Origin of the sequence: Nostoc sp. (assembly GCF_036917235.1) — a bacterium.
In the GTDB taxonomy this organism is placed as follows: Bacteria; Cyanobacteriota; Cyanobacteriia; order Cyanobacteriales; family Nostocaceae; genus Nostoc.
In genome coordinates, this window is sequence record NZ_JBALDU010000004.1 from 52,510 (window position 1) to 78,985 (window position 26,476).

At 38.7% G+C, this 26,476-nt stretch carries 22 protein-coding genes; 8 read left to right on the forward strand and 14 right to left on the reverse strand.

All coding sequences use genetic code 11. The features are described from left to right. Positions 1–147 precede the first annotated feature (147 nt). Positions 148–1,068: a hypothetical protein gene (locus V7K44_RS01330; RefSeq protein ID WP_334927898.1), complete on the reverse strand. Its 921-nt coding sequence runs from the start codon at positions 1,066–1,068 to the stop codon at positions 148–150. Positions 1,069–1,423: 355 nt separating this feature from the next. On the opposite strand from V7K44_RS01330, the gene mnmA reads away from it, so the two are divergent. Continuing rightward, positions 1,424–2,479 carry a tRNA 2-thiouridine(34) synthase MnmA gene (gene mnmA, locus V7K44_RS01335; RefSeq protein WP_334927900.1) on the forward strand — a complete coding sequence of 352 codons (1,056 nt, stop codon included), beginning with the start codon at positions 1,424–1,426 and terminating at the stop codon, positions 2,477–2,479. A 338-nt stretch (positions 2,480–2,817) separates the two neighbouring features. On the opposite strand, the gene V7K44_RS01340 is transcribed toward mnmA, so the two are convergent. From V7K44_RS01340 to V7K44_RS01355, 4 genes are all read right to left on the reverse strand, one after another. Continuing rightward, entirely contained in the window at positions 2,818–3,282 is a 465-nt protein-coding gene (locus V7K44_RS01340) for a hypothetical protein (protein ID WP_334927902.1), read from the reverse strand. Between the two features lie 281 nt (positions 3,283–3,563). Then, the gene (locus tag V7K44_RS01345; RefSeq protein WP_334927904.1) at positions 3,564–3,899 is read right to left on the reverse strand and encodes a type II toxin-antitoxin system RelE/ParE family toxin; all 336 of its coding nucleotides are present in this window, start codon (positions 3,897–3,899) and stop codon (positions 3,564–3,566) included. Then, complete coding sequence (locus V7K44_RS01350) at positions 3,899–4,168, reverse strand: type II toxin-antitoxin system ParD family antitoxin (RefSeq protein WP_334927906.1); 270 nt, start codon at positions 4,166–4,168, stop codon at positions 3,899–3,901. The genes V7K44_RS01345 and V7K44_RS01350 overlap by 1 nt, the downstream gene beginning before the upstream one ends. Before the next feature lie 124 nt (positions 4,169–4,292). Beyond that, a complete protein-coding gene (locus tag V7K44_RS01355; RefSeq protein ID WP_334927908.1) occupies positions 4,293–4,946 on the reverse strand; it encodes a Uma2 family endonuclease in 654 nt (217 codons plus the stop codon). Positions 4,947–5,138: 192 nt separating this feature from the next. Here V7K44_RS01355 and sat point away from each other — a divergent pair, with 192 nt between their 5' ends. Both sat and V7K44_RS01365 read left to right on the forward strand, forming a co-directional pair. Beyond that, positions 5,139–6,317 carry a sulfate adenylyltransferase gene (gene sat / locus V7K44_RS01360; RefSeq protein WP_334927910.1) on the forward strand — a complete coding sequence of 393 codons (1,179 nt, stop codon included), beginning with the start codon at positions 5,139–5,141 and terminating at the stop codon, positions 6,315–6,317. 168 nt (positions 6,318–6,485) lie between these two features. Further along, on the forward strand, positions 6,486–8,654 hold the full coding sequence (locus tag V7K44_RS01365) for a caspase family protein (protein WP_334927912.1): 2,169 nt from the start codon (positions 6,486–6,488) through the stop codon (positions 8,652–8,654). A 139-nt stretch (positions 8,655–8,793) separates the two neighbouring features. On the opposite strand, the gene hisC is transcribed toward V7K44_RS01365, so the two are convergent. After that, positions 8,794–9,843, reverse strand: coding sequence for a histidinol-phosphate transaminase (gene hisC / locus V7K44_RS01370; protein ID WP_334927914.1), 1,050 nt, complete (start codon positions 9,841–9,843; stop codon positions 8,794–8,796). A gap of 534 nt (positions 9,844–10,377) precedes the next feature. Here hisC and V7K44_RS01375 point away from each other — a divergent pair. Continuing rightward, positions 10,378–12,828, forward strand: a complete 2,451-nt coding sequence (locus V7K44_RS01375; protein ID WP_334927916.1) for a hypothetical protein — start codon at positions 10,378–10,380, stop codon at positions 12,826–12,828. A 253-nt stretch (positions 12,829–13,081) separates the two neighbouring features. Here V7K44_RS01375 and V7K44_RS01380 read toward each other — a convergent pair whose 3' ends face one another. From V7K44_RS01380 to V7K44_RS01415, 8 genes are all read right to left on the reverse strand, one after another. Further along, positions 13,082–13,492, reverse strand: coding sequence for a hypothetical protein (locus V7K44_RS01380; RefSeq protein WP_334927919.1), 411 nt, complete (start codon positions 13,490–13,492; stop codon positions 13,082–13,084). A gap of 42 nt (positions 13,493–13,534) precedes the next feature. Further along, on the reverse strand, positions 13,535–15,217 hold the full coding sequence (locus V7K44_RS01385) for a GUN4 domain-containing protein (protein ID WP_334927921.1): 1,683 nt from the start codon (positions 15,215–15,217) through the stop codon (positions 13,535–13,537). Between the two features lie 28 nt (positions 15,218–15,245). Beyond that, positions 15,246–17,264 (reverse strand): ABC transporter ATP-binding protein/permease, encoded by a 2,019-nt coding sequence (locus tag V7K44_RS01390; protein WP_334927923.1) that lies wholly within the window; start codon positions 17,262–17,264, stop codon positions 15,246–15,248. A gap of 268 nt (positions 17,265–17,532) precedes the next feature. Continuing rightward, positions 17,533–17,937, reverse strand: coding sequence for a hypothetical protein (locus V7K44_RS01395; RefSeq protein ID WP_323198827.1), 405 nt, complete (start codon positions 17,935–17,937; stop codon positions 17,533–17,535). A gap of 129 nt (positions 17,938–18,066) precedes the next feature. After that, entirely contained in the window at positions 18,067–20,352 is a 2,286-nt protein-coding gene (locus tag V7K44_RS01400; protein WP_334927927.1) for a patatin-like phospholipase family protein, read from the reverse strand. A gap of 131 nt (positions 20,353–20,483) precedes the next feature. After that, positions 20,484–21,461, reverse strand: coding sequence for an MvdD family ATP-grasp ribosomal peptide maturase (locus tag V7K44_RS01405; RefSeq protein WP_334927929.1), 978 nt, complete (start codon positions 21,459–21,461; stop codon positions 20,484–20,486). 86 nt (positions 21,462–21,547) lie between these two features. After that, on the reverse strand, positions 21,548–22,540 hold the full coding sequence (locus V7K44_RS01410; RefSeq protein ID WP_334927930.1) for an MvdC family ATP-grasp ribosomal peptide maturase: 993 nt from the start codon (positions 22,538–22,540) through the stop codon (positions 21,548–21,550). Positions 22,541–22,802: 262 nt separating this feature from the next. After that, positions 22,803–22,937 carry a microviridin/marinostatin family tricyclic proteinase inhibitor gene (locus tag V7K44_RS01415; RefSeq protein WP_334927932.1) on the reverse strand — a complete coding sequence of 45 codons (135 nt, stop codon included), beginning with the start codon at positions 22,935–22,937 and terminating at the stop codon, positions 22,803–22,805. Between the two features lie 286 nt (positions 22,938–23,223). Between V7K44_RS01415 and V7K44_RS01420 the strand changes: the two genes are divergently transcribed. The 4 genes from V7K44_RS01420 (at position 23,224) to V7K44_RS01435 (ending at position 26,432) form a co-directional block, all read left to right on the forward strand. Next, complete coding sequence (locus V7K44_RS01420) at positions 23,224–23,727, forward strand: NAD(P)-dependent oxidoreductase (RefSeq protein WP_334927934.1); 504 nt, start codon at positions 23,224–23,226, stop codon at positions 23,725–23,727. Between the two features lie 322 nt (positions 23,728–24,049). Beyond that, positions 24,050–24,844 carry a 2OG-Fe(II)-dependent halogenase WelO5 family protein gene (locus V7K44_RS01425; protein WP_334927936.1) on the forward strand — a complete coding sequence of 265 codons (795 nt, stop codon included), beginning with the start codon at positions 24,050–24,052 and terminating at the stop codon, positions 24,842–24,844. A 190-nt stretch (positions 24,845–25,034) separates the two neighbouring features. After that, entirely contained in the window at positions 25,035–26,141 is a 1,107-nt protein-coding gene (locus tag V7K44_RS01430) for a zinc-binding dehydrogenase (RefSeq protein ID WP_334927938.1), read from the forward strand. A 90-nt stretch (positions 26,142–26,231) separates the two neighbouring features. Continuing rightward, complete coding sequence (locus tag V7K44_RS01435; RefSeq protein WP_334927940.1) at positions 26,232–26,432, forward strand: NAD(P)-binding domain-containing protein; 201 nt, start codon at positions 26,232–26,234, stop codon at positions 26,430–26,432. Positions 26,433–26,476 lie beyond the last annotated feature (44 nt).

A 26,476-nucleotide genomic window follows, 5' to 3' on the forward strand; every position in this document is an offset into this window, starting at 1 on the left:
TTGACTGTACTTGTGTGAGTCTCTATAAAAATTTTGGCTTATAGCTGTAGCATGATTTACAACTGATTTGCCTAAAATTCTATGATACTTACATTGAAGCGCTTGCCGTTGGTGTACTTCCTATCTAACTCCTAACTCCTCACTTATTCACTTTCCGTAGTAAACTCTGGCATTACCGTATCCGAGCTTTCGCATATACCTGTTCCATTCCTCAGCTTGGAATCGATTGGGGAAAGGCCCTACCGCTACGTGTGGTCCTCGTGGTTGCGTCCTTTCGAGGACTCCGCCAGATCGTCCTAAATCTTGTGTTAATCCGCCTAGATTCTGCCTAACTTGTGCTGCGATCGCAGGTAACTGTTCAGAAGTGGTGGGAATGGCGACATAATATCTAGAGGCTTGCCTATTAGCATTTATATTATTGCGATCGTCTCTATAGTTATAGTTGCCATTGTCTGCATTTATTTCCTGTCCGTTACCAAAGCTGATAATTCGGGCGTTATATATGCCTCGTGACTGTAGCTCATTCACCCGTTGTTGCGCGTTGGCGACTCTGTTAAAAACTCCTGACTGAATTACAGTCCGGCCTTGGAACTGGCGGATGTAAGCACTGGGTTCAATCTGACGTATGGCTTGTAATGTCTGAAAATCACTGCCATCAACGTAAACTAAATAGCGCTCAAAGTTCTGGTTATATTGACTAAACTGTGAAGGTTGAGAGGGCTGAAAATTTTGCTCAAATTGATTGTTCTGTAATGGTTGAGGAGGCTGAAAGTTCTGCTCCAATTGAGTGTTCGGTAATGGTTGGGAAGGCTGAAAATTCTGCTCCAATTGAGTGTCTTGTACTGGTTGGGTGGGCTGAAAGTTCACTTCCGGTTGATTGAAGTCCTCTGCTTGAATTGGTTGTAACTGTGGTGATGGCTGTTGACCAAAGGGAATTGGCGTTGGCGGTAAAATCTCAGCAGTTTGTTGAGCTAGTAATACGTTGCTGTTGGAAATTTGTGCTTTTGCTGGGGTAGAGTCGGGAATCAGTACTAACCATCCTCCCACTAACAAAAAGAGAAGTCTCATAGTAGGCTTCCAACCCTTAGAACTTCGGCGCAGCATCTGAAATGGGATAAATTGACTTGATATTCCTCTCGACATAATAGTTAGAAAGTAGTCACAGTATTTTTAGGTAATTTCCATCAGGAACTTATTAGTTCACCGTTGTAGCAACTATATAGCGTTAACGTAAAGTTAGCTCATCTGCGTGGCAAAAAATACATCTGTAATTAATCTTAGATGAAAGAGTGAATGGCGATGTCTAGGATGGGCTACGCCAACGCTAATCCCGAGACTTTATAACTGAAGCGCTTTAGTAGCAAGGCTTTGAAGAGTATGTGCTACAATTGGACAACCACGCAGCTATCGTGTCGTGCTTTGTATGAAAAAAGTCGTCGTTGGTCTTTCTGGTGGCGTTGACAGTTCCACCGCCGCAGCTATCCTGCACCATCAGGGCTATGAAGTGATTGGTTTGACTCTTTGGCTAATGAAAGGCAAAGGTCAATGTTGCTCTGAAGGTATGATCGACGCGGCCGATCTCTGTGAACAACTGGGCGTTCCCCATCAGGTTGTAGATATTCGGGATCTGTTTCAGACGCATATTGTCGATTACCTAGTGACTGGTTACAGTGCTGGGATTACACCTTTGCCTTGCTCCCAGTGCAATAAAACAGTGAAGTTTGGGCCAATGGTGCAGTATGCTCGTGAAGAATTGGGATGCGATCGCATCGCCACTGGTCATTATGCCCGAATTAGCTATGACGAAGCAACTGGACGTTACCAATTATTAAGAGCTATTGACCGCAACAAAGACCAGTCATACTTCCTCTATGATTTGTCTCAAGATTTACTTGCAGCAACCATATTTCCTCTGGGTGAACTAGAAAAAACTGAGACGCGCCGGATTGCGACTGAATACGGACTCAAGACTGCTGATAAACCAGAAAGTCAAGACTTATGCTTAGTGGAAAGTAACGGTTCCATGCGGGCATTTTTGGATAAATATTTAGCTCCCAAAACAGGCGATATTGTCGATGTTACAGGCAAAGTTTTGGGACAGCATGATGGTGTCCATCACTATACTATTGGCCAACGCAAAGGCTTGGGAATTGCTGCTGCCGAACCATTGTATGTGATTGAACTAGATGCGGAAAATAATAAAGTAGTAGTAGGCGATCGCACTAAGGTAACTCAACCAGAATGCACAGTAAATCGGGTAAATTGGGTTTCCATTGCTGAACCATCCACCCCAATTCATGCCGAAGTGCAAATTCGCTATCGTTCAACGGCTACACCAGTGACGGTGATTCCGTTGGAAAACTCCCGTGTGCGTTTGGTGTTTGATGAACCCCAAATCAGCATCACCCCCGGACAAGCGGCGGTGTGGTACGACGGAGAAAAAGTGTTAGGTGGCGGAATTATTGAACAATTTAGTTAACAATTAATCGCTGATATAGAGACGTTGCAATGCAATGTCTCTTTAATTATGTCGAAGAATCATCTTCGGTATTGGGATTTTGCAAGATATCCAAAATGCGATGATTTTCTGTTTGTAATCCGCGAACTTCTGCCTGCATTTGCAAACTTTTTCTTTATATAAGCTCACATAGCGTCAGGTATAGATATTATATTGATGCTTTTCACTAGTATTACTTTTCTAATTTTTACTAGAGCATATCATGGCAAAAATTGCCATTTATTGACATATCAGTATCAAATTGCAGCAACGAATTTTAACAAGCGATCGCACGCAGCTAGCAATTGTACAATCAACTGTTAAACATGAGTACCTATACTTCTAAGGGGTCGATAGTTTGGATATTTTTTACTGAATTCTATTTGAAGCACCAGGATCTCATTTTTAATTTGTTTCGATTGGTTATGGTATAACCAAGGTAGCCAATACAGCGTTTTATATACAGACAATGGAGCAATGTCTATATGAGCTTTGATAATCTCAAGTACTCGTCTCTGACCTAAACCGGGTAAAACTGCTTTAATCCACCACTCCACTGAACTTGCATCACCGTAAACAAGTCCTTTTTCGAGAATCACTTCTAAAAAAATGGGCTTGAGTTGCGATCGCTTGGCTAATTCGCATCCTTTCCAAGCATTTGCACTTAGCACGCGCCAAACAAAGGTAAATTTCTGCTCGTCATCAAGTTGACGAAGCCACTTCAGTAGCTCATTTTCCTGTTTTGAGTCCATTCGTTCATCAGCGTACTCTATCGGGTCAAACATACTTGATGCAATATTAGAAATTAATCAAGAAATACTTTTGTTAATTTCCTCTTCAAACTCCTCCAAACATAGCCTGTACCGTTCCTACTTGCCAAGCTCGTTCAACTGTAGCGGCAATAATTTGAGTTACAGGGATATTTGGAAAGTTAGGACTGTTATCGGATTCGATGCAATGTCCATCCCTGAGTAAATAAATCCTTAGCTTTTTACTATCGTAAATCCATAGTTCTGGAACTGCGATCGCTTATCCTAAAACTGACATAGTAAAATACTCGTAATTATTATACCAAGTCATTCTCTCCTAAATCTTCATCCAAGATTGTTTCAATATCTCGTCCGCCATAAATGACTCTAAGAATCTCTACACCAGAATCCGAAGGAAGATAAAAAACAAGATACTTTTTAAATCCTTTTATTGCTTGCTGTCGAACACCAGCTAAATTGGGATGAGAGAATTGACAAGATTTTCCCATTTCTGGCATTTTACCCAGTTGTTTGAAAGTTGTTTCTGCTGCTGCAAGAAACCTATCTGAAGCTTCCAAGTTATCTTCTGCAATATAAGTCGCTAATTCTATCAAGTCGCGGATGACTTGCGGCCGTTTGCTTACGTCGCTCATTAACCTTCGTTTGACCCTTTATGCTTGGTGATTCTTTCCCGCACAGCTTGGCGTATATCTTCCCAATCGTCAGGAGTCATCTCAGTTGTATTCCCAGAATTTAGACCTTCTAAAAGCATCGCTTCCAAATGTTCAGCAGCTTGGCGCTTTTGGTCTTGGCGTACTAACTCGCGGAAATATTCACTGACACTACTATAGCCACCAGTCGCCACTTTCTCTTCTATATAAGTCCGCATCGCATCAGGAAGAGATATATTTATACTTTTCACTGGCACAACTTCCCTAATTTTTCCTTCATAATATTATTTTATGGCAGTTTATGCCATTTATTGCCATACAAGGATCAATTAGCAAAAGCTATACCTGCGGCGGTCTACGCTTACGTACTCTCTATCAAAAACGACTTTTATCTAATGCCCCTTCAAACTCTTTCAAAGCTTGTACGGTTCCTACTTGCCAAGCTCGTTCAACTGTAGCGGCAATGATTTGAGTTACAGGGATATTTGGAAAGTTAGGACTGTTATCAGATTCGATGTAATGTTCATCGCTGAGTAAATAAATCCTTAGCTTTTTACTATCGTAAATCCATAGTTCTGGAACTGCGATCGCAACGTAAGCATCAAGAGTTGTTTTTGATGTTACATTTGTTTCAATTGCCAAATCAGGAGGCGGATCGTTCGGTTCCAGTTTGCGACGACCGATCATTCTTTGATAATTTTGGATGTAGAAACAAGCATCTGGTTCTACCCCGGCTATATTTTCCCGCTTGAAGGTGGTTGAACCGAAGGGTTCATAACTTTTCCCGGCGATCTTCAGCAAGATTTTGACAATATCCGAAATTAAGTCCTTTGATTTTTCGTGTTCGGGTAGAGGAACCATAATTTCTAACGTAGACTTGCTGTAAGCAACTCGTAGCGATCGCTTTTCGCCCAGTTCTTGCAAAATAGACTCAAATTCCTCCCAACTCATATCCTGGATACTGACTGTACTACCAGGCGCTAACCGCATTTGGCTAACAGGTTTAACAACGGGGGATACAGCAGTCATAAGCATTTTCCTTATAAAGGAACTATTCTGAAACTTGAGCCTGGATTAGCTTTAGCGTAACCTAATCAACTCGCTTACAGCTAGTTGCAAAATTTTCTTCCATTCCCTAAACTCTTTATTTCTACGTACCAGCATTTGATAAGTTAGTACATAATCTGAAACAATAACAGTAAAAGCAGAGAGGGGATTACGTTGAGTCACAATCCAGATGCCATAGCCCCCCACGGTGGACAGTTGGTTAACCGTATCGCCACACCAGAACAAAGAGCAGAGTTTCTCTCAAAAGCTGACTTTTTGCCGCGAGTGCAACTTGACGATCGCGCCGTTTCCGATCTAGAAATGATTGCGATCGGTGCTTTTAGTCCACTCACGGGTTTTATGAACCAAGAAGACTACGATCGCACTGTCACAGAAATGCGATTAGCTAACGGTCTTGTGTGGTCAATCCCGATTACACTATCGGTAAGCGAAGAAGTAGCTTCCCCGTTACAAGAAGGCAGCTTAATCCGTCTGGATAACTCCAGAGGCGAATTTATCGGAGTTTTGCAACTCACGCAAAAGTATAACTACGACAAAACCCGCGAAGCAATCAAAGTCTACCGCACTGATGATGTCAATCATCCCGGCGTGCAGGTACTCTATAACCAAGGTACTGTACATCTGGCGGGTGATATTTGGTTGTTGCAACGCGAACCTCATCCCCAGTTTCCCACTTACCAAATCGATCCAGCTGCCTCACGGCAACTATTTAAAGACAAGGGTTGGAAAACCATCGTCGGCTTTCAAACTCGCAATCCCATCCACCGCGCCCATGAATATATTCAAAAGTGCGCTTTAGAAATCGTCGATGGTTTATTTTTGCACCCATTAGTCGGGGCGACAAAAGAAGATGATATCGCCGCTGACGTGCGGATGCGCTGCTATGAAATTTTGCTCGAACATTACTACCCCTTAGATCGGGTAGCTTTGGCAATCAATCCCGCCGCAATGCGTTATGCTGGCCCTCGTGAGGCTATATTCCATGCTTTAGTCCGCAAAAACTACGGCTGTACTCACTTTATCGTCGGACGAGATCATGCTGGTGTCGGTGACTATTACGGCACTTACGACGCTCAATACATCTTTGATGAATTTGAACCAAGTGAATTAGGCATTGTGCCGATGAAATTTGAACACGCTTTCTACTGCACGCGCACTAAGCAGATGGCAACATCTAAAACCAGTCCCAGCAGGCCAGAAGAACGCATTCACTTATCAGGGACAAAAGTTAGGGAAATGCTGCGGCGCGGTGAATTACCTCCACCAGAATTTTCTCGTCCAGAGGTAGCAGCAGAGTTGGCGCGGGCAATGCGAATAGAAGTACCAGCTTAGGAGAGGAGGCAGGAGGCAGGAGGCAGAAGTTCTTTAATTTTGAATTTTGAATTTTGAATTTTGAATTGATTTCTCCCCCACTCCCCCTTCCCACGTTTTTGTAACTTTACAATACAGAGTTCAGCCCTGTAAGCTGCTAACTGAATAGCTGAGGGCTGATAGCTAATTATGAAACGCCGCACGTTTTTAGAGAGAATTGGCTCAATACTCGCGGTATTGGGAATAACTGAAGCTGAGTGGTTATCTTTAGGAAATCGCTATTATCAGGCTTTGGCACAACCCAGTCCGCGTAAGTTGGCATTGTTGATAGGTATTAACCAATACCCAAAAAATCCAGCCCTCAGTGGTTGTCTGACGGATGTGGAACTACAAAGAGAACTTTTGATTTATCGCTTTGGTTTCCAAGGGTCAGATATCCTAACTTTAACTGAGGAACAAGCTAGTAGGGAATTCATTGAGGCGGCTTTTTTGGATCGTTTGGGTAAGCAAGCTAAACCCAGTGATATGGTCGTCTTTCACTTTAGCGGTTATGGCAGTCGTGTCAAAGTAGAGACATCACCAGATACAATGCTAAACGCTCTGGTGCCAGCTAATGCCAGTTCTATATCACAAGATGAGAAAATAGTCAATTATATATTAGAAGAAACTTTACTGCTATTATTGCGATCGCTCCCTACAAATCGAGTCACAGCAGTATTAGATACTAGCTATTATGCGCCAACCCCAGTATTAGGATTAAAAAGTCGTGCCCTTCCAGAATCATTAGAGGCAAAGCTAGCAGCAGAAGAACTCGACTTTCTCCAACAACTTAAAACTCAAAAGTTACCCAGCACGCCGATTGTCTTAGCAGCTACCTCAAATCCCAAGCAGCCTGCCAGGGAAGAACTCTTTTCTGGTTTTAGTGCTGGGTTATTTACTTACGCCTTGACGCAGTATTTGTGGGAATTCACCCCAGCCACCACAATTCAATTTGCCCTGTCTCATGTAGAAAATTCTCTATGCAAATTGGGTAGTAAACAGCAACCAGGGAATCTGGAAAACCTCTCTCCAAACCTCTCTCCTAAGAGGAGAGAGGCTTTGAATTCTCCCCCTTCCCTACAAGGGAAGGGGACTGGGGGGTTAGGTTTGCCAGAGAGTATCATTGGTGCAGAAGGTGCGGTGACAGCCATTGAAGAAGACGGCAAAACAGTCCAGCTGTGGTTAGCAGGATTACCGCCACAATTGCTGCTATACTACGGAGTTAATTCTCGATTTACCTTAGCAACAACAACAGAAGAATTAGTATTGCGATCGCGGACTGGGTTAACAGCAAAAGCGCATATTTCCCAAATAGAAGGTGCAAATCCCCTACAAATCGGGCAACTTGTGCAAGAAGCAGTCCGGGTTTTACCCCGAAATATTAATTTAATAATTGCTCTGGATACTGGCTTAGAAAGAATTGAGCGGGTAGACGCTACAAGTGCCTTCGCTGCATTTCCCCATGTCTCCACCGTAGTCGCAGGGGAAAAACCGGCTGATTATTTATTTGCCAAACTACAGCAAACACCTAGTCGCTATGGTTTATTTTCTCTTGCTGGCGAACTAATTTCTAATGCCGCTGGGGAAGCAGGAGAAGCTGTAAAATTAACAGTGCAAAAGTTAGCGCCAAAATTATCAACCTTGTTAGCAGCCAAATTATGGCGACTGACAGAAAATCAAGGTTCTTCCCGCTTGGCTCTCAAGGCAACCTTAGAAATAATTAGCAACATATCGCCTCGCGTTATCATGCAGCGCGAAACAGTACGAACTTTCAAAACAGAAACTTCGATTCAAAAATCACTCCCTACTCCGATTGTCCCTATCGGTAGTCGAATGCAATATCGGGTAGAAAACCAGAGCGATCGCCCAGTATATTTAATCTTGCTGGGATTAAACAATAATCATACAGCGATCGCCTTGTATTCTTGGGAAACTCCCCAAGAACCAAACACTGCGGACACCAAACCTCTGCTTAAAGAAGTCGTCATCGCTCCAGGTGAAACTCTCACCCTACCCCAAACGAATACTGCTTCCGAATGGGTGATTTCAGGGCCAGCTTCTGAGTGCGAACACCAACTGATTTTTAGTACAGCTCCTTTTAACGGCACTCTCGCCGCCTTAAACACTGCCAAATATTCCACAGCCGAAGAAGGGCCAATTGGCCCATTGTTGAATTCCTTAGACGTTGTACAAGCCTTGCTACAAGACTTACATAACGCTAGTGCCCTCAAAACAGAGATGAACGTCACAACAGCCGATTCACATAGCTTGGATGTGAATAATTGGGCAAGTCTTAGCTTTAGTTTTCAAGTGTTGTAAGTTAATGTGATTGAAGAAGAATGCATAATTCAGAATTCAGAATCAAGAGGTTCTCTACTAGACGCTGCGCTACCTGCTTTTTCGTTCAGAATTCTGACTCCTGACTCCTGACTCCTGACTCCTGAATTCTGTTGGATAATTAAAGATTTGTAGCTAGTGCCTCTACTAAAGCCTGATTTTGCTCATCTGTCCCAACAGTGATGCGTAATTTATCATCTAGTCCAGGCTGCTTGAAGTAGCGGATTAAAATTCCCTGTTCCTTGAGTTTTTGATAGAGGTATTCTGCGTTTCCTTCTCTTGGCTGTGCCAGCAAAAAATTAGCTTCGGAATCCCAGATATGAAAACCTAATTGTTTCAAGTCTGTTGCTAACTTAGTCCGTGATGCTTTAATCTTGGCTACACAAGCATTTTTATAAGCTTGGTCAGTAATAGCAGCTGTACCAATTGCACAAGCGATCGCATCAATGTTATAGCTATCTTTAACCTTAAACAATCCCTGCAACAGTTTGGGATTTGCCACCCCAAAGCCCAATCGCAATCCTGCCAACGAGTATCCCTTAGATAGTGTCCGAAGCACAATGACGTTTTCGTATTCCTGAACCAAAGCCAATGCATTCTCTTCGGTAAAATCTATGTATGCTTCATCAATCACTAAAACTCCAGATAACTGACTGGCTAATTTTCGCAAATCATTTGTTGCCACCACATGCCCCGATGGACTATTCGGCGACGCAATAAATGTTACCGCGCCATTGGCAGCAACTAATTCTTCCTTTGGTAAACTGTAGTCTTTGCTGTAGGGAATCTCAATAATTTCCGCCGCTTGCATTTCTGTTAATGTGCGATATAGCACGTAAGTAGGCATCGGATAAACTACCTTTTTGCCAGGTTCAGCACAAGCTCGAATCACCACACTTAACAATTCATCACTGCCATTTCCGACAATTATCCAATCACTAGGAACTCCTAAAACTTTACTTGCAGCTTGCCGAAACTCTCCCCCAAAAGGTTCTGGATACCGCCGCAACCACTCACCATCAATATTTCGTAGCACAGCTAATGCCGCAGGAGAAGGAGGATAGGGGTTCTCATTGCTGTTAAGTTTAATAATTTGTGTACCGCGTTGAGGCTGCTCGCCGGGAATGTAGCTAGCCATTGCATCAACATTAGAGCGAAAGTAGTTGGTCATAGGGCATGGTAAATTGGGTGGAATGTCTACGGTGGCAACAGAGCGCCTGGTGAGCGGAGTCGAACCATGCCGTACCACTGCGCGAACGTGGAAGCAAGCTACGCGCAGCATCTTGTAGAGAAGTGCGCGCTACGCCTACGCACCTCATCGCATATCTTAAGCAAATTTCAACCCGCAATTTATGACGATATCGTTTTTTGTCGTTTACATCAGAAAATACGGCTTTATAAATTACGAATTACGAATTACGAATTATAAAAATATGCCAGATAAATGGAATCCAGAACTATACTAACGATTTAAAGTTGAAAGAAGCCGTCCATTCTACGACTTGGTAGACATGATACATCGACAAGAAAAATTAGCTCTACTAAATTCAGGGAAACTTTCACATCTAGTTCTGACGAATTGGTATTCAAAGTTTTTTTGAGAATACGATCTATCTGCCAGCAAAGACTTGAGTTGAGGTTCTAAACGCTTTACTAGAAATAACCTCTAAACCAATCTGTTAAAAACATTTACGTCAATTCACTTATGACTAATAGCATTGATTTCACAATAATTACCTTACTTAATGCTATCAAATTAAAACTTGGAATTTCAGATGATGTAAATTTAGTCTCGTCCAGTTCAGGAATGTATTTAGATTTTGACCATGATTTGCAGTTAAATTTAGACAACCTTTTTAGCATTCATAGTACAGTCCCACACATGAATGTAGCGCTTGATAAAATCATTGTTGAAGTATTTTGCAAGCCTGAAATTAGAATATCTGCACCAAAATATAAACTTTATAAAATTCATCAAGAAGTTGAACTCAGTTTTAAAGGATTACTAAATAACCAAGATATTGAATTATTTTTTGGCAAGCAAACCACATTAAAATATAAATTAAGCGAAAATTTTATTTTTAGTAGCCTAGCGAGTCAAGTTCCTATTATCAACGATTTAAAATTAAGTAACCCAGAGCTAATTATCACTGATATTGAACATTCTGTTATACATTCAAAATTAGGTTGCATTAACTTAAGCAGAGGATTCAACTTTATTGGAAATATTGATTTCAATAATCTCCAGACAAATTTCAGCAGTTTTATTCATCGAAGCTTAGGAATTGGATGTTTCGGAGCCATAATTAACTTTAATCCGGCAGGACAAGTTAGCTTAATAGGTAATATTGCAGGCGATATTCAGCTATTTTCCCAGCAACAATTTAAGGCTACTTTTAATAATTTGCTCATAGGGTTAAATATTGGGGCTGATTTAGAGCCAAACTTTGGATTAACTGGAAATTTGATTCTTCAAGGCTACGATCCCACCCAAGAAAAAGAACCTAAACTATTTCTCTCTGGTAGTCTCTCTCTCGAACCCGAATCTTTAACAGCATACTTTTGTCAACAAGGTGAGAAATCTTGGTTTAATCCTTATGGATTGGTAGGAACTGAACTTCGCAATATCAGGTTTCAAGGAGGCGGAACGTATTTACCTCCTTACTTCGATAACTTTGGCTTCATTGGTGATTTGAAATGGGAAAAAACAGACCTTGAGGTAGCTTTTCTCATGGACACTAATGATCCTGAAAGATTAGCTTTAATTTTAAATCCCAAGCAAGCGGTTAGCTTAATAGATTTGTGGCAGGGGCCAGTCGCTTCCTTTCTTACCAAACAAGTAGGTTATTCAACCGATTTAGTTAACAAAGCACTAGGGCTTTTAGAAAGCTTATTGAACTTAAACATCGAATCAATTGATGGGGATGGAGACGGAAAAATCAATCCTTTAATTAAGTATGTTCCTTTTCCGACAATAATTGCGGATCAAGCGATATCAGAAGGTTTAGAAATTAATGGCAAACTTAATGCTTGGGGACATGAGGCAATTTTAATCCTTCAAGGAGATAAAACTTTTAATAATATCTCTGGTTCCTTAAAAGTTCTGGAAATTGATTTAGGATTTCTGAAAATTAAGGGAACGGATGACAATAGTTTAGATTTATCGTTAAAGGTAACACCTAGTGAGCAGTATCTTCAGGGAGATGGTTATCTAGAAATTCTTGACAACGAAATTGCGAATGTTGAATTTAAAATTACCCCTACCAATACTACCTTTAAAAACTTTGACCTGAGTTTAGGCAATCTGTTGAGTATTGATGTTGATGCCCTGAGTATCGATATAAAATCTGGTAGTGGTAGTGGTTTAGGAACAATTTCAGTTTTTGGGAATACCCTAGCAGGCATTATGTTTGATGTTACTCAAAATAGTGTCAATCTGAGGAATGTTCGGCTGAGTTTAGCAGGTTTCTTGACTTTGGCTATTCCGAACCTCACAGTTAATTTGAAGAATCAAAGCGCAACAGGAACAGCAAATATTATTGCTTTTAATCAATCTTTGGGTAGCGGCACTTTATCATTTAACACTCAGAACGTTTCAATTAATAATGTAGCTCTTAATTTAGGCAATATTATAAAGCTCAATGTTCCTAATTTTAAACTTGATTTAACTAATAAAAAGATTTTTGGTTTAGGCGATGTTACTCTCTTAGGTAAACAATTCACTGCGTTAGGTATCAGCCTAAACGAGAGCGGATTTCAAGCTACAAGTAATTTCAATTTTGGCATTTTAGCTTTCAACGGCGCTACAGTCACTCTGAGTAAAGGAACTAATGGTAATATCAATAATTCTGCCAGTATTGCCGGAAACCTCAAGTTTTTAGACTACACCTTTGCCAATATCACGGCTAGCGTTAATAGCAGCAAATTAATTGCATCGGGTAGTTTTAATTTTGGTGGTATTTTAATACTTAAAGGAGCAAATAATCGAAGTAATGCGACAATAACGCTTAATAGAGCAAAAAATGGACTGTACAATTGGGTTAGTATTATAGGTAGCTTTTATGTCTTGGGTCAAGAGTTAACATCACTTACTATCCAGCATAATAATAGTACTTTAAAAATTTTAGGTATGCACATTATCAGAAAGCCCAACTAACTGTCCAAAAGGAATACATAAGTAAGCTAAAAACGAGTTAAATTCAAGTTAGAGTTAGTCTGAGTGGTAGTAAACTAGGTTAGCACAAGAAATTTTGCAAGCTCTAAACTTTTTTAAGCTCTCTATGCATAAGATTAATATTGTAAATTAATTTAAATAAGCCTACTATCAAAATACAGAATCGTAATAACTTATACAGACTTAATATTTTACCTAGATTTTTTAAGTTAATATTACAAGCATAAAAAAAGTTTTAATTGATTTTTATACCAGCAATTCTCTGATCTTTGTCGCTTATTAAAAATTTTAATTTATCAATTTCAATAACTTCATAATTCTCTGTTATAAATATAGAGTAGATGCTAGCTATCATATCTGCCAAATCTACTTTAGATAATATTAGTAATCGCAAATTGAAAAATGATTTAGGAACAGTTTTAACAATTAAACATAATTTTTTATCATTTACGTGCCATACACCAGTAAATTTATTACCCGTGACAAATTCGCTGGGTTTAGATAAAAGAAACGTTTGAATTCTAGTTTGCTCATAAGTCATATTATCTTTAAATTCAATAGAAATTTTTTCCCAATTTGTATTAAAACGCCATTTCCCAAAAAGTAAAATTTCTATTTCTGTATCTGACAAATTCATATTATTCATTTGCTTTCTCCCCAATTATTAAATAATAAATATGCAATTCACTTATGGTAAAGTTTCATGACAAGTTTTGGCACGAGTAAAAAATAAATGCATCTGCCATACTAGCCAAGATCCAACTCGCCAAGCTGCCATTGACAGGGGGGTTGTAGATGAATATGAAGGTATGTCTAATATATTTTGGTCATAATGTAACCATTTAACTGGTAGATGTCCCATCGGTGTCGTCGGGGATAATTTAAAAGTTAGTTGGTCGTAATTTAACCAGTTTCCCTCTTTTCGCCAACCCAGGCGATCGCCAAGTCTCTTTTCTGTTTCATAATCTATTTGACCGCCTATTTCGTTCCAAATACTTTGCTGAACACTAAAGCCAAAGTAACCATGACTGTATTGTTGCCAAAGTCGATCCATTTTATGAAAAGCTTCACATGAAAAGTTAAGAACATCCTGTTTATAAACTTCATTCCAATCATTCTTACCTATGACTTTTAGCATTAATTTAGCTGTTTCAATATCAGCTTCTTGCCACTTGCACTGTGTAAGAAGGTTTTGCAATTTACTATAATCAATATTCCAATTACTTTTAAATTCTGTGGTAAACTCAATATCAATATTAGCTTGTTCCGCCAGTTCTATTTTCTCGATAAAAAATTGAGAATAATCAGAAACAATATCTGTTTCTTCTATACCTAGCACTTTCTTTTGAGCAACCAGTTGTGTAGACATATAATTAGATATGAGGTAAATTGCTTGATTTAAAGTTATCTCATCTTTACTAAAATCAAAGTCATTAACCTGTAAATCTAATAACTCTGACTGAAAAAAAGCATCTTGCAGTCTATCTTTTTTATCATAACTTGCCACTAATAAATTCAGGATATCATGAGACATAGTACTAGTATCTTGTATCGTTAATAAATTAACTTGAGAATTTAGAGTACTACTTGCTAAATTTTGAATTTCTCCTACAATGGCGTAAAAATCTGCATCTACTTTTACTACATCATCTATCAAAGATTGAAACGGACTAAAATAATCTTGTAGAGAGTTTTCTAGATTAATTGCTGTTTCAGCTATTTTTGCTATTTCTTGACGAATTTTTGTAGCTTTGACTTGATATTCATAAATTTCTTGATACACCTCTATATCCTTAAGTATTTTCTGAATAGCTTGCTTTTGATTTTTGGTATCTTCCGCTAAATTTTTAATTCCTTCGCTGAGTAGTTTTACTTTTTCTAAAATTAAAAAGTTAGTATTGCTTAACAACAAAATAGATTTTAAATTTTCTTCTTCTTCCCATTTTAATTTGTCAATTATTTGAGAATCTTTATTATTCTTTATCTCTAGCTTACTTCTTTCTTCATTTACTTTTCTAATTTCATCATATTTTTGATTAAACAAATTTTTCCAGTCATCTATAAATTTTAATAAGAAATTTTGATAACTATTTTTATAATTTTCTAAAAAATCTAGAAGTTGAATGTAATCTGTAATTAATAATTTAATCTTTACTAAGGTTTCTCGTTGACTAATTTCTTTTTTCCATTTAATTATTCCCCAAAAATAAGAATGATATTTAGTACCTTCTTTAATTACGCTTTGGCATTTTCTAATTTTTCGCTGAACTCTTTTTAGTTTTGGATTTTTTAAGGTAGGAAATTTGTAATGTGTTTCATAAATCGTAATAGATTTATAAGTAACTAATTGTTTTTGCTTTGTAGTTAGCATCACTTGTTTTGAAATATACAAATAGTTACTAAACTCTTACCCATTTCAATACCTCCGGGTTTTTATTATAGCGGTAGGTTACACCATCCTTAGTAGTTACAGACTTTTCTTGACTAGCCTTGCTTCTAATCGTATTAATAGAATGGTGTGTTAATGTCTGAAGCTCTTTATGAGAAATTCCTATAATTGTGGCGATCGCTGCTGATTCTAGTTTTATTGTAATTTCATTTTTCGGGTAAATGTCTATCGTAATTTGCTCCTTTTCAACTGGTTTAATAACAATCCCTTTTTGTAATTGATAATCTGGCATAGAAACAAGTTGCCAATTAGATCCTTGTGAAAGTTCTAACACCCATTGATGATAATTAAATAAGCTTTCTCTATGTCCAACACTGATAAAAGTTGTTTTCGTTGATTGTAACTGTTGATATAAATTACCTTCGTTATTTAAATCTAAAGCACTCGTTGCTTCATCTAAGATAGTGAAACTAGGATGTGTAATTAATAGCCGTGCAAAAGCGAGGCGTTGTTGTTCTCCTAAGGACAATATATTTTCCCAAGGAACTTCTGTATCAAAGCCATCGACGCGGGTAAGTAAGTGTTGCAGGTTAACTTGTTGCAAAATGTGTTCAAGTTCGCGATCGCTCATTTTCCTATCTGTGTGAGGATAGAGCAACTGTTCGCGCAAAGTCCCTAAAATGATATAAGGGCGTTGGGGTAAGAATAATACTTCTTTTAGAGGAGGACGCACTAGACGCCCAGTTCCCGCATTCCACAAACCAGCGATCGCTCTCAACAAAGAACTTTTACCCCTACCACTAGGGCCAACAATCAATAACCCTTCACCTGGCCCAACAGCAAATGACAAATTTTCAACAATTACCTGTTCATAATCTGGTGTTTGTAAAGTGACATTTTCAAAAGCTAAACGTTCTTCTTCTAGAATTTGAATAGTACTGGCGTTCTCTGGTTGTTTACTAGCAGCCTGTAGCGCATCTGAAAACTCTGCTAAACGCTTTACATAGCTAGAAAATCTTCCTGAAATTCCAAACTCAGATATTAGTTCTCCTAGAGCATTAGAAAACATAAAGCAAGCAAAACTAGCTTGGTTTATTTGTCCATAATCAATTTTATCTTGAAGAAATAAAGGTGTAAGAATAAACATCGAGAATACGCTAATGGCAGATTGATATGCTCTGCCAAAAGCGTCTTGTCCCCTCTCTAAATTCAGCCTGCGTTCAGCAGTTTTTAAAACATTATTAAATCGGCGCTGAATTATATTTAATTCTTCATCTTCTCCCTGAAAAAAAGCGATTGATTCAGCGTGATTACGAACATGAGTTAAGCAATAGGCAAAATCTGCTTTAAATGCAAGTTCTTCTTGGCTAACTTTATTTATTGCTTGATTCAAGTAAACAGCTATGAAATTTCCTACAATTGTATAAATAACTAAATATATTGCGATTTGTGAAGAAACTATCCAGAGAATTATCAAAGAACTGATCATTTCTAAAGATTTTTCCAGTAAAGAAGAGGAAAATCTCAAGCCAATACTCGTAATGGGTTCTATCTCTTGGGATAAGCGTTGATCTGGATTATCTATATCAGATTTGAAATTGATTTTATAATAAGCTTGATTGCTTAAGTATTTCTCTAAAACATGAATATTTAGCCATTTATACCACTCAAGAATTATTTTTTTTCTGACATATCTCAAAAGAGTTACTAACAAGACCATCCCGACAATAATGAGGCTGGACAGCAATAAAGTACCATTGTATTTATCAAGGTCTTTTTGTTCAATAACGATATCAATTACATAGCGATTCCAGTAACTATTTGCAGCATTTGCACCGACAATTACGACTATTAATAATATTAGGAGAATGAGCATTACCCATGAGCGAATCACATCTGAAAATACTCTTCCTTCTGCTTTTGTTGGATACCAATAAGGCCCGGCAACTACTTTTACATCCTGCCAAAATTGAATCAAGGCTGAAAAAGGATTTATTGTATTTTGCTCACGCACAGATGGAGTTTGCATATTTTAAAAATGTAGCCATTACTAATTACACTAGGAATTTTGAAATGGCCTTTGAGAATTTAAGTTAGACTGAAAAGCCATTTTTCCTTTCAGAGAATGTCTGAAAACTTTTATAGTGTTGTATTCGAGATTTTTAGCTCCCCCTAAATTCCTCTTTTTAAGGAGGAAATTAATTAAATTTCCTCCTTTTTTAAGGGGAGCCAGCTACGCTGTAAGCGTTAAGTCAGGGTAGCGACTGGCGTGGGCTAGGGGGAGCAAATCGAATGCACTAAGTCAATGGTTCCTCATCAACAATTTCGACTGTTCTCGGAAAAGGGCCTTGATCTGGCTCAGTAACAACTACTGGGCTAATATGATGTTTCAGTTTGAGTTTTAACTCATCTGAAATGGGCAATTCTTGAATTTCTTTGAGAAGAAATCTGACAGATTCAGTTTTGCTACGTTCTGTATAGACGAGCTTGAGAATGTTTTCAATTCCAAATCCCGCTATATATTCCCCTAGAACGGCTACCAGCCCAAGCAAGCCTAAACCTCCTAAGAGACCTAAAGGCCCGCCCAGCGTTGAAAGCATAGCGACAACGGCAGCGACATTACCCCCTGATGCACCCGTTGCTATCACAAAAAGTATGCCAGGAAGGCCTAAACCAGAAATTTTTTTGACGAGTTCATCCATTGTATTTACCTACAATCCTTGTAAAGTGAAAACATGACTAAGAGAGTCATTACTAATTTCTTTTGTGAAGAAATTAAAAATCTTACATCTTGCACCAACTAACTGGTGCAAGATGTAAGAAATCTGATTTTAGCCCAACAAAAGACTACACAGTTCATCGATTTGTTGACTTTTGTTAGATATTAATCGATGGGCTATAGCTTGTAACTGACGAGTATTTTGGAGTTTGGTATTATCTATTTCTTCTAGTTCACTATCTAATAATGTTTGAAAGCGATAATAAAAACTTTTAGCTTCTCGATCGCTAGGTTCAAACAACTGTTCTAATTCTCCAGCTACCACTTCACTACTACCGTCAAACATAATATTTAAAAGCGGTCTTCCCCATTGCAAGAGTCCCCAATTTTTGACTTCTTTATAAGGGTAGACACTCGTCAGCGAACCTGTACCTAAAGAAACTACTAAAATATCTTCTGTATTGAGGACTTTTTGGGCTTTTCGTTTACTACTAATTTTTGCTTCTAAAATAGCTAAATGGGCTGGATTATTAGCAAATACTCCACCATCGATTAAAGTGTAGGCGATGCCGCTATTGTGGGGGTTTACAATCCGATGAGGAGCAAAATAAGTCGGAGTGGCACTAGTTGCCAATGCTGCATCTAGGAGCGAAAAGCCTCCACATAACTTCTGAAAATTCTTAGATTCTATTTGCTGTTTTTCTAGTTGGTTTGTAAAAAATATCGGAATTCGCTGCTCGATATCGTAACTCGTTACAAAAACTTCTTTGAGATTATTTTCTAGAAGGGCGTTACCAAAATATTGCCTGAAAATTTCTTCTTTACTTTCGGAAGGATATTTTGGCTGGAGAAATATATCCTCTAACGGGCCAAGTAGTCTTTCAAACAACGGCTCATAAAATATTTCTACTCCATACTCAATAAATAACTGTAGGAGATCCTCAGCAGTGTATTCAGCTACTGGCAAGTTATCAGATACATTAGAACTTAATCGGGGTTTAGTTAGTCCAAGTGCTAAAATTCCGCCGCTGGAAGTGCCAGTAATTAAATCAAACAAACTGAATATAGGCTTTTGTGTCCGCCTTTCAATTTCTGATAGGAGTAATGCCGGAATAATGCCCCGAATACCGCCTCCATCAATGCAAAGTATTTTATATTTGGGATGGGCTTTTGTATTCATGGTTTCTGGCGATTCCTCCTGAGTTAATACTTGTGCTTGTTGGATATTGACGGGATCTTCAGTTTGGTCTGTTTTGGTTTCCTCGTCATGTGGACTGAGAGCGATCGCAGTTGGAATAATCTCGGATTCTTCGCTGTTTATTTCTGTCTGTTGAACTCCCTTTGCTTGGTCTTCGTCGTTGCTTACTAACGGCGATTCCTCCTGAGTTAATATTTGTGCTTGTTGGATATTGACGGGATCTTCAGTTGGGTCTGTTTTGGTTTCCTCGTCATGAGCGATCGCAGTTGGAATAATCTCGGATTCTTCGCTGTTTATTTCTGTCTGTTGAATTTCCTTCGGTTGGTTTTCGTCGCTTACTAACGATACCGTTGCTGCTAATAAACTTGTGGTTAGTGGTGAGATATTTTCTTCAGGAATAACTGCTATCTCAGTTTGGATCTCTTCAAGTTGAATATCTTCTTGATTGGATAATTCTGCTGCAAATGGAACTGGATTTGATGATTGTGTTGCGAATGGAATTTCTGCTAAAGTCCAAATAGGATTACCACGAAAGTTTCCTTGATAGGACTTTCCAGTTTGGTTTTTTCCAGTTTGGTTTTTGACAGTTGTACCTTGCCCATCGTCTAATCTCCAGTAGGCCACTAATCCTTCTTCATCTCCGACTATTAGCCCACAACGATGATTCTGGATTTCTGCTTGAGTACAGGGATAATTCCAAACGCTAATATTTGCTAATTGTCCTTTGAAATAGACCTGTTTATGTAACGTTGCTCCCAGAGTTATAGAACTTGTGGCTTTGTTTAAAGATGAACCTCTAAGAGAATCGTTATATTCACGATCGTCAAGGTATACCGCTAGCTGACCACTGTTAAAAACAATAGCAAAAAAGTGCCATTGTTCTATAGTTAATTCTCCTTGCCCAAAAGTTTTGATACCCTTGCTAACAGTTTCATCAATGTAGACATCTAGGCTTCCTGCTTCACTGATGCCGAATTCAAAATTATCGCTGAATCTCTCTGAAGAACGGGCAAAAAATACATTGCGCGTCCCGTAACTAGTGGCTTTATTTGTTAGTTCATGTGGATTTATCCATCCTGAAACCGTAAAAGCTGAACTTCCTTGAGCGAAAACACCACCAATATCATTTCTGCCAAAATCTATATAATCATTTACCCCATTAAATGTTAAAACTGTTTGTGTATTTACTAGGTTTATCACAAGGATTTAATCTCCAAACATCAATAATTTGTACTTTTAAATAAAGAATTTAATATTAATAAACTTAATAGTGAAATCTCACTAACACCTTTCAAAATAGAAGACAATAAAAATATACAAGGCTCAATTCCCTAATTTTTATTAGTCAGTAATACTTCTGCGATCGCCTGCGAAATAGGGTAGTGTGGTGAATATATCTCCAGCCAAAAAAATTCCCCGACTGGATTAACTTCGAGGAATACATGGCGACCATCGGGTGTGACAATAATATCAATTGCTCCATAGTTTAAGCCAAAATAAGCCATCAGTTTGAGCAGTTTTTTCTCAATATCTTCTGGCAAATCATAGGGTTGCCAATTTTTAACTAAGGCTCTCCCCTCTTTGCGCCAATCGTAAGTAGATCCTTCTAAACTTTGGGAATCTACTGCGGCAGTAAATACGCGGTGTCCGACAATAGTTGTCCGCAACTCCAGCGCCTTGGGCACATTTTCTTGAAAGGTCATCGGACAAAAACGCAGTCCTTCCATATTTTCCAGATCGTCATTTGTAACTGGAGTGGTAAACACAACGTTTTCTCGCCCCCGATCGTCATAAATAGCAAAGGAAGAAAGCATCTTGGTAACTATACCTTGCTGACACTCTTGAGCAAATTGCTTGACTACTTCTGGATTATTTGAAGTTAGAGTACGTGGAGTTACAAGACCAACTTCTCGTGCAATTTGCAATTGTAGTTGCTTATTATTAGCCCGATCCACATTGGACATTTTATCAAAGTGGAATCCCTGAAGGCTGGCAATCATACCCCTGACTGTGGCGCGACATTCATTAATTGACGCATCTCTATATTGCTTGTCCATTGAGTCGGGGATTTTTTGTCCGTAGCGCATCCGCCGATACCAAACTGAGGAGACTTCGCTCAAATCTAGCTTTTGTTCGCCATCAGTAATAATTACCCGTTCAGTATTGCCGCAGTAAATATCTAGCTTGACTTCGGTGGGATATCTGTCTGTGTCAAACCTAAATGCTTTTTCTCCTCTAGCCTCAATTTCTTTGATGACTAGAGGAATGCTTTCGTTATCTTTGCTAAACGTGACTATTAATACAGTCATAATTGAGTTGCGCCTAAGATACCCTACAGTAATTGACTTTCTTAATAATTACGAATTACGAACTTGTACTGAGCGTAGCCGAAGTATTACGAATTACGAATTGGTACAAGAGCATCTGCGATCGCACTTGCAATGGGTAAGTTTAAATCCTTTTCCAGCATTCCCCACTCCCCCACAGGGTTGATTTCCAAAAAGACGTATTCGCCTGATGGTGTGACGATGAAATCTAAGGCTCCAAACAACAGCCCAAGTTTACCCATAAAGTCTTTAAGACGGCGAACTACTTCATCAGGAAGTTGGTGATGTTGCCATGTGCCAACCTCAACACCAGGTTTACGCCAATCAACTTTGGCTGCTGCATACACATCTGCATTTAGCGCCCCCACAAATACATTACCATTCACATACACCACCCGTAATTCCTGTTGCTTTGGAATTTGCTCTTGAAAAACCATTGGGCAATAGCGCAGTGACTCGGCATCTTGTAAGTCTTCTTCTTTGACGATGCTGGTGTACAGAAAAAACGAGGAGTTAGCTTCCATACTGCGGGAAAGAGCAGTTAACAGCTTGCTCACCATTTTGCCGTTAACTTGCTGAAAAAACTCTCGTGCTGCTTGAGCTTTGTTGGTAACAAGAGTCTGGGGAATAACAAAACCGACTTCAGACGCAATCCGCAGTTGACGAAGCTTGTTACTTGCATAATCTATCCGCTCTAAATTATCTACCCACGTAGCTCCTTTGAGACTGTCCCAAAAACCATCTAAAGTTGCAAGTGATTCTCTAACGCAAGCTTCTCGGAACTTTGGTGCTAATTCTTGACTCAGTTGTGGTTCCCAAATACGGCGCATCCATACAGCTTGCACCTGCTCTGTGCTGATAGAGTGGTTGTTACATTCTATAGTGTGGTAGCTTTTAGACTTATCAAAATGTGCTGTTAATTGCACTTCTAGAGGAAATTTATCAGTATCTAGACGAAATGGTTGCATCCCTTTTTTTAATAAGGCTTCTGCCACTCTATCTATTGTGAAGAAATCACCACTGTGAGTGATTAATAAAACAACATCACGAGACAGGTGCATATATTTTATTGATAATTTTAGGAGGTAGCTATTAAGAAATAACGAAAAAATTGCTTTTTATAAACCAGGATTTTTAAATAATCTAGGAGTCTAAAAAAGCAATCATCTCCATATTATGGATAAGGTGATATGAAAGCGATCGCGTTTTTATGAGTAGTTTTCAGTTATTTGATCGCTGCTACTCTATTAAATTATGATTCAGCCAATTACAAGGTATTTTTCCGATTAGAAACGTACTTTCAGATGTAGAAGACTAAATAAATTATTTATCTTCCAAATCTGAAGGAAACTTGTAAGTCCAAGGAACCTCTGTTCCTTCAGTAGCTTGCTCTTCCAAGAAACGCGCAAAAAATGGTAACGCTCCAAAATTCACTGTTTTGACTGTGTTTGTAGGCATAGAGTTTTCCTTAAAAGAATTAATTTGTTTTTCAATTTAAATGTATATCATTAATCAAATATATTTTCAAGGTCAGTTAAGACAGTTAAAAAGTAATGATTCTAAGAAATTTAAGAAAGTTAAGCGGGCAGTTAAGAAAAAATATTTAATAATTATTAATATTAAGTAATTAATATCAAACTATCGCTTTTCCATCACTCTGATGAGAGAAGAATAGGATAAAATGTCGTAAACTCTTTGCTGGAGTATGTTTGGGGTAAGAAAGCCTGCGTCAACCATAAAAATTGTGGATGATTACTGTTTAGGCGCAATATCTGAGGTTAACTGTCTTAATGTTCTTAAGTTTCTTAAGTTTCTTAAGTTTCTTAAGGGCGCAACCTTGGTACAAGATTTAGACTACCTTTTAGCTAAATCTGACTTTGTATCTTTGCATCCTGAGCTAACTAATGAAACTTATGAAATGTTTGCTTTGGAAGCTTTCCAGAAAATGAAGCCTACTGCTTTCTTAATCAATACATCTTGTGGGAAAATAATTAGAGAACGAGATTTGGTTACAGCCATACGTGAAAAATTGATAGTAGGAGCCGCAATTGATGTGTTTGAGCCGGAACCCTCATCTATAGATAATCCTTTATATGGCTTTGACAATGTAATTTTCTCACCCCATCTTGCTGGAGTTACACCTGAAGCTGGTATGGCTGCTGCAATTTCCGCAGCTAATCAAATCCTTCAAGTACTTCAGGGCGAGAAGCCACCTTACATTATCAATCCTGAAGTTTGGAATATGTAATTACGCTTTTGCGAGTGTTTTAGATATTTCCAACTGGTAGCTTCTTTACGCTGCATTGTACTAGGCAATGACCAAGAGGTTGTTTGAAAAGTGATTTGTTGTGTTTTTACCTATTTATCCTGCTTACTTCTCCTGAGAAAGACGAATTTAAAGGTATTTAATACGTTCTGTTGCTAATAATAAAACTTTTCAAACATTCTCTGATTAAAAAATCATAGATTGATTAAAGATATTATTGCTAAACAACTAGATTTTTGGCATTATTTGCTGTGAACTTAAATATATTTCATTCGATTTGCAATTTAAGTGTAAGGAACTGATTATGACTGCTGCTTCTAACCAGATTAAATCTACACTGTGGGAAAAAAACCAAGAGTATCCCTTAACCGCAGAATCTTTAAGAATGTTGATTGAACATCGCATTCCTCTGATTCGGCTAAAAGAATTTGCTAGCGCCCAAGAGTGTGAAACTTTATATGCTCAATCTCAATCACTCAACTTTAACGCTTATCAAGATGTGAGTCCTAAAATTGAAAAAGTTGGCATCACAGTGTTTGAATATAACAGCATTAGTAAAGCAAATTATTTTAAAGAAGTAGAAAGAGCAACTAAATTAAGAGATTCAATTTTTGCAGCTTCCTTCAATCCATTAGAGCGCATCATGAAGCAATTCCGAGAGTGTGGTGCGAATGTGCGAATTGCTTCTGAACCAGACTATGGTAGTTATTATGCAGGACTGATCAGAAAAATAGAGCATGGTACACAAGTTCATATTGATTTTGCTCCATTAGAGCAATCTGAATGGGAAGTTTGTACAATTACTACTCAACTTTCTTGGACTTTGTACTTGAAATTATCTGACAATAATCATGGTAAAACCTGCATTTACGATCGCCGTTGGCAACCAAGCGATGAGCAATATAAACTAGATTCCTACGGATATAGCGATACTGTAATCACAGATGTAGACACAATCGCTTTTCAACCTTATGTGGGAGATGTATTACTTTTCAATACAAGCAACTTTCACTATGTTGAGCCGATGGATGGACAACGTGTGGGCTTCACTTCCATGATTGGCTTACTTCCTAACGGTGAAATTATTTTCTGGTCTTGAAGCAGAAGTTAGAGGCTGGAGGCTAGTATTTTTTTTGAGTAATCTTTCAAGTCAGCTATAGAGAGAAAGTCTCACAACAAAATAAGAACTTTTTTCTTCTTTAGCCCCTAATCTCTAGTCTCTGACATCGCCTCTAACCCCTACCTAAGTGATATAAAGCTAGTTAGAAAATACAGTGAGGTAATGATTCATGCCCAAAGCAGCAGTAATGACTGCACCTAATGAGCTAGTTACAGTGCAACAATTACCAGACCCGATTTTAGAAAAGGGTGGAATCATTATTGAAACTTTATATAGTGAAGTTTGTGGAACTGATGTACATTTACTACGGGGGCATTTAGAGGGAGTACCCTATCCAATCATCCCTGGTCACTTCTCAGTTGGCCGTGTATTAGAAACAGGTGGTCAGGTTAGTGATGTCAATGGTAAATTAATTCAACCTGGAGCGATCGCTACTTTTCTTGATGTCCACGAAACCTGTTACAATTGCTGGTATTGTCTAGTAGCCAAAGCATCCACTCGCTGCCCACAGCGCAAAGTTTATGGTGTCACTTACTCAGCCAAAGATGGTTTGCTGGGTGGTTGGTCTGAATTAATTTACCTCAAACCAGGGGTGAAAGTTCTCACTTTACCTGAAGAAGTCTCAGCAAAGCAATTCATTGCTGGGGGGTGCGCTTTACCAACTGCAATACACGCTATTGACCGAGCGCAAATCCAAATTGGTAATGTTGTCGTGGTGCAGGGTTGTGGGCCTGTAGGTTTGAATGTGGCAATTCTCGCTTTGCTCTCAGGTGCAGGCAAAGTGATTGTTATCGATAAATATGAGAGTCGGTTAGTAGTTGCCAAATCCTTCGGTGTAGATGAAACTCTTGTAATTAAAGCTGATGAGCCACAGCAGCATATTGAGCGGGTTTTGGAATTGACGCATGGACACGGTGCTGATGTGACAATTGAAGCCACAGGAATTCCCATTGCTGTCAAAGAAGGCTTAAATATGACGAGAAATGGAGGCCGCTATGTTATTGTCGGGCATTACACCAACACGGGTGAGATTCTTATCAATCCACATTTAGAGATTAATCTAAAACATATTGATATTCGCGGAACTTGGGGAATTGATTTTAGCCATTTTTACAGAATGATTGAATTGCTAAAACGTCATGGTGATTCCAGAAAACATATTGCTTGGGAAAGCATGATTAGCCGTTCATACACACTAGAAGAAATTAATCAAGCTCTTGCAGATGTAGAACAAGGATCTGTATTGAAAGCTGTGATTCAACCCAATCTATCTTGATACCAATAATATGTGAAAAAGCAGGGCAGCAGGGAGCAGGGGGAGCGAAAGTTGTTTTGATTTAATGAAATTAGATAATAAGGAGAAGATATGCTCGGAGATTTAAAAATTGCCTTTATCGGCGGTGGCACGATGGGCGAAATGATAATTAGTAGATTGTTATCAACGAAAATTGTTGAAAAACCTGAGCTAATTATTGTCAGCGATCCGGTTTCTACGCGATGCCTTCATTTAGAAAGGGAGTGCGATTCGTTGCTTAGTGAATCACGGTGTAAGTCCGTACATAACTAAGCCAACCCGACAGCAGATTACTGTCATTTAAGGGTTGAACTCTC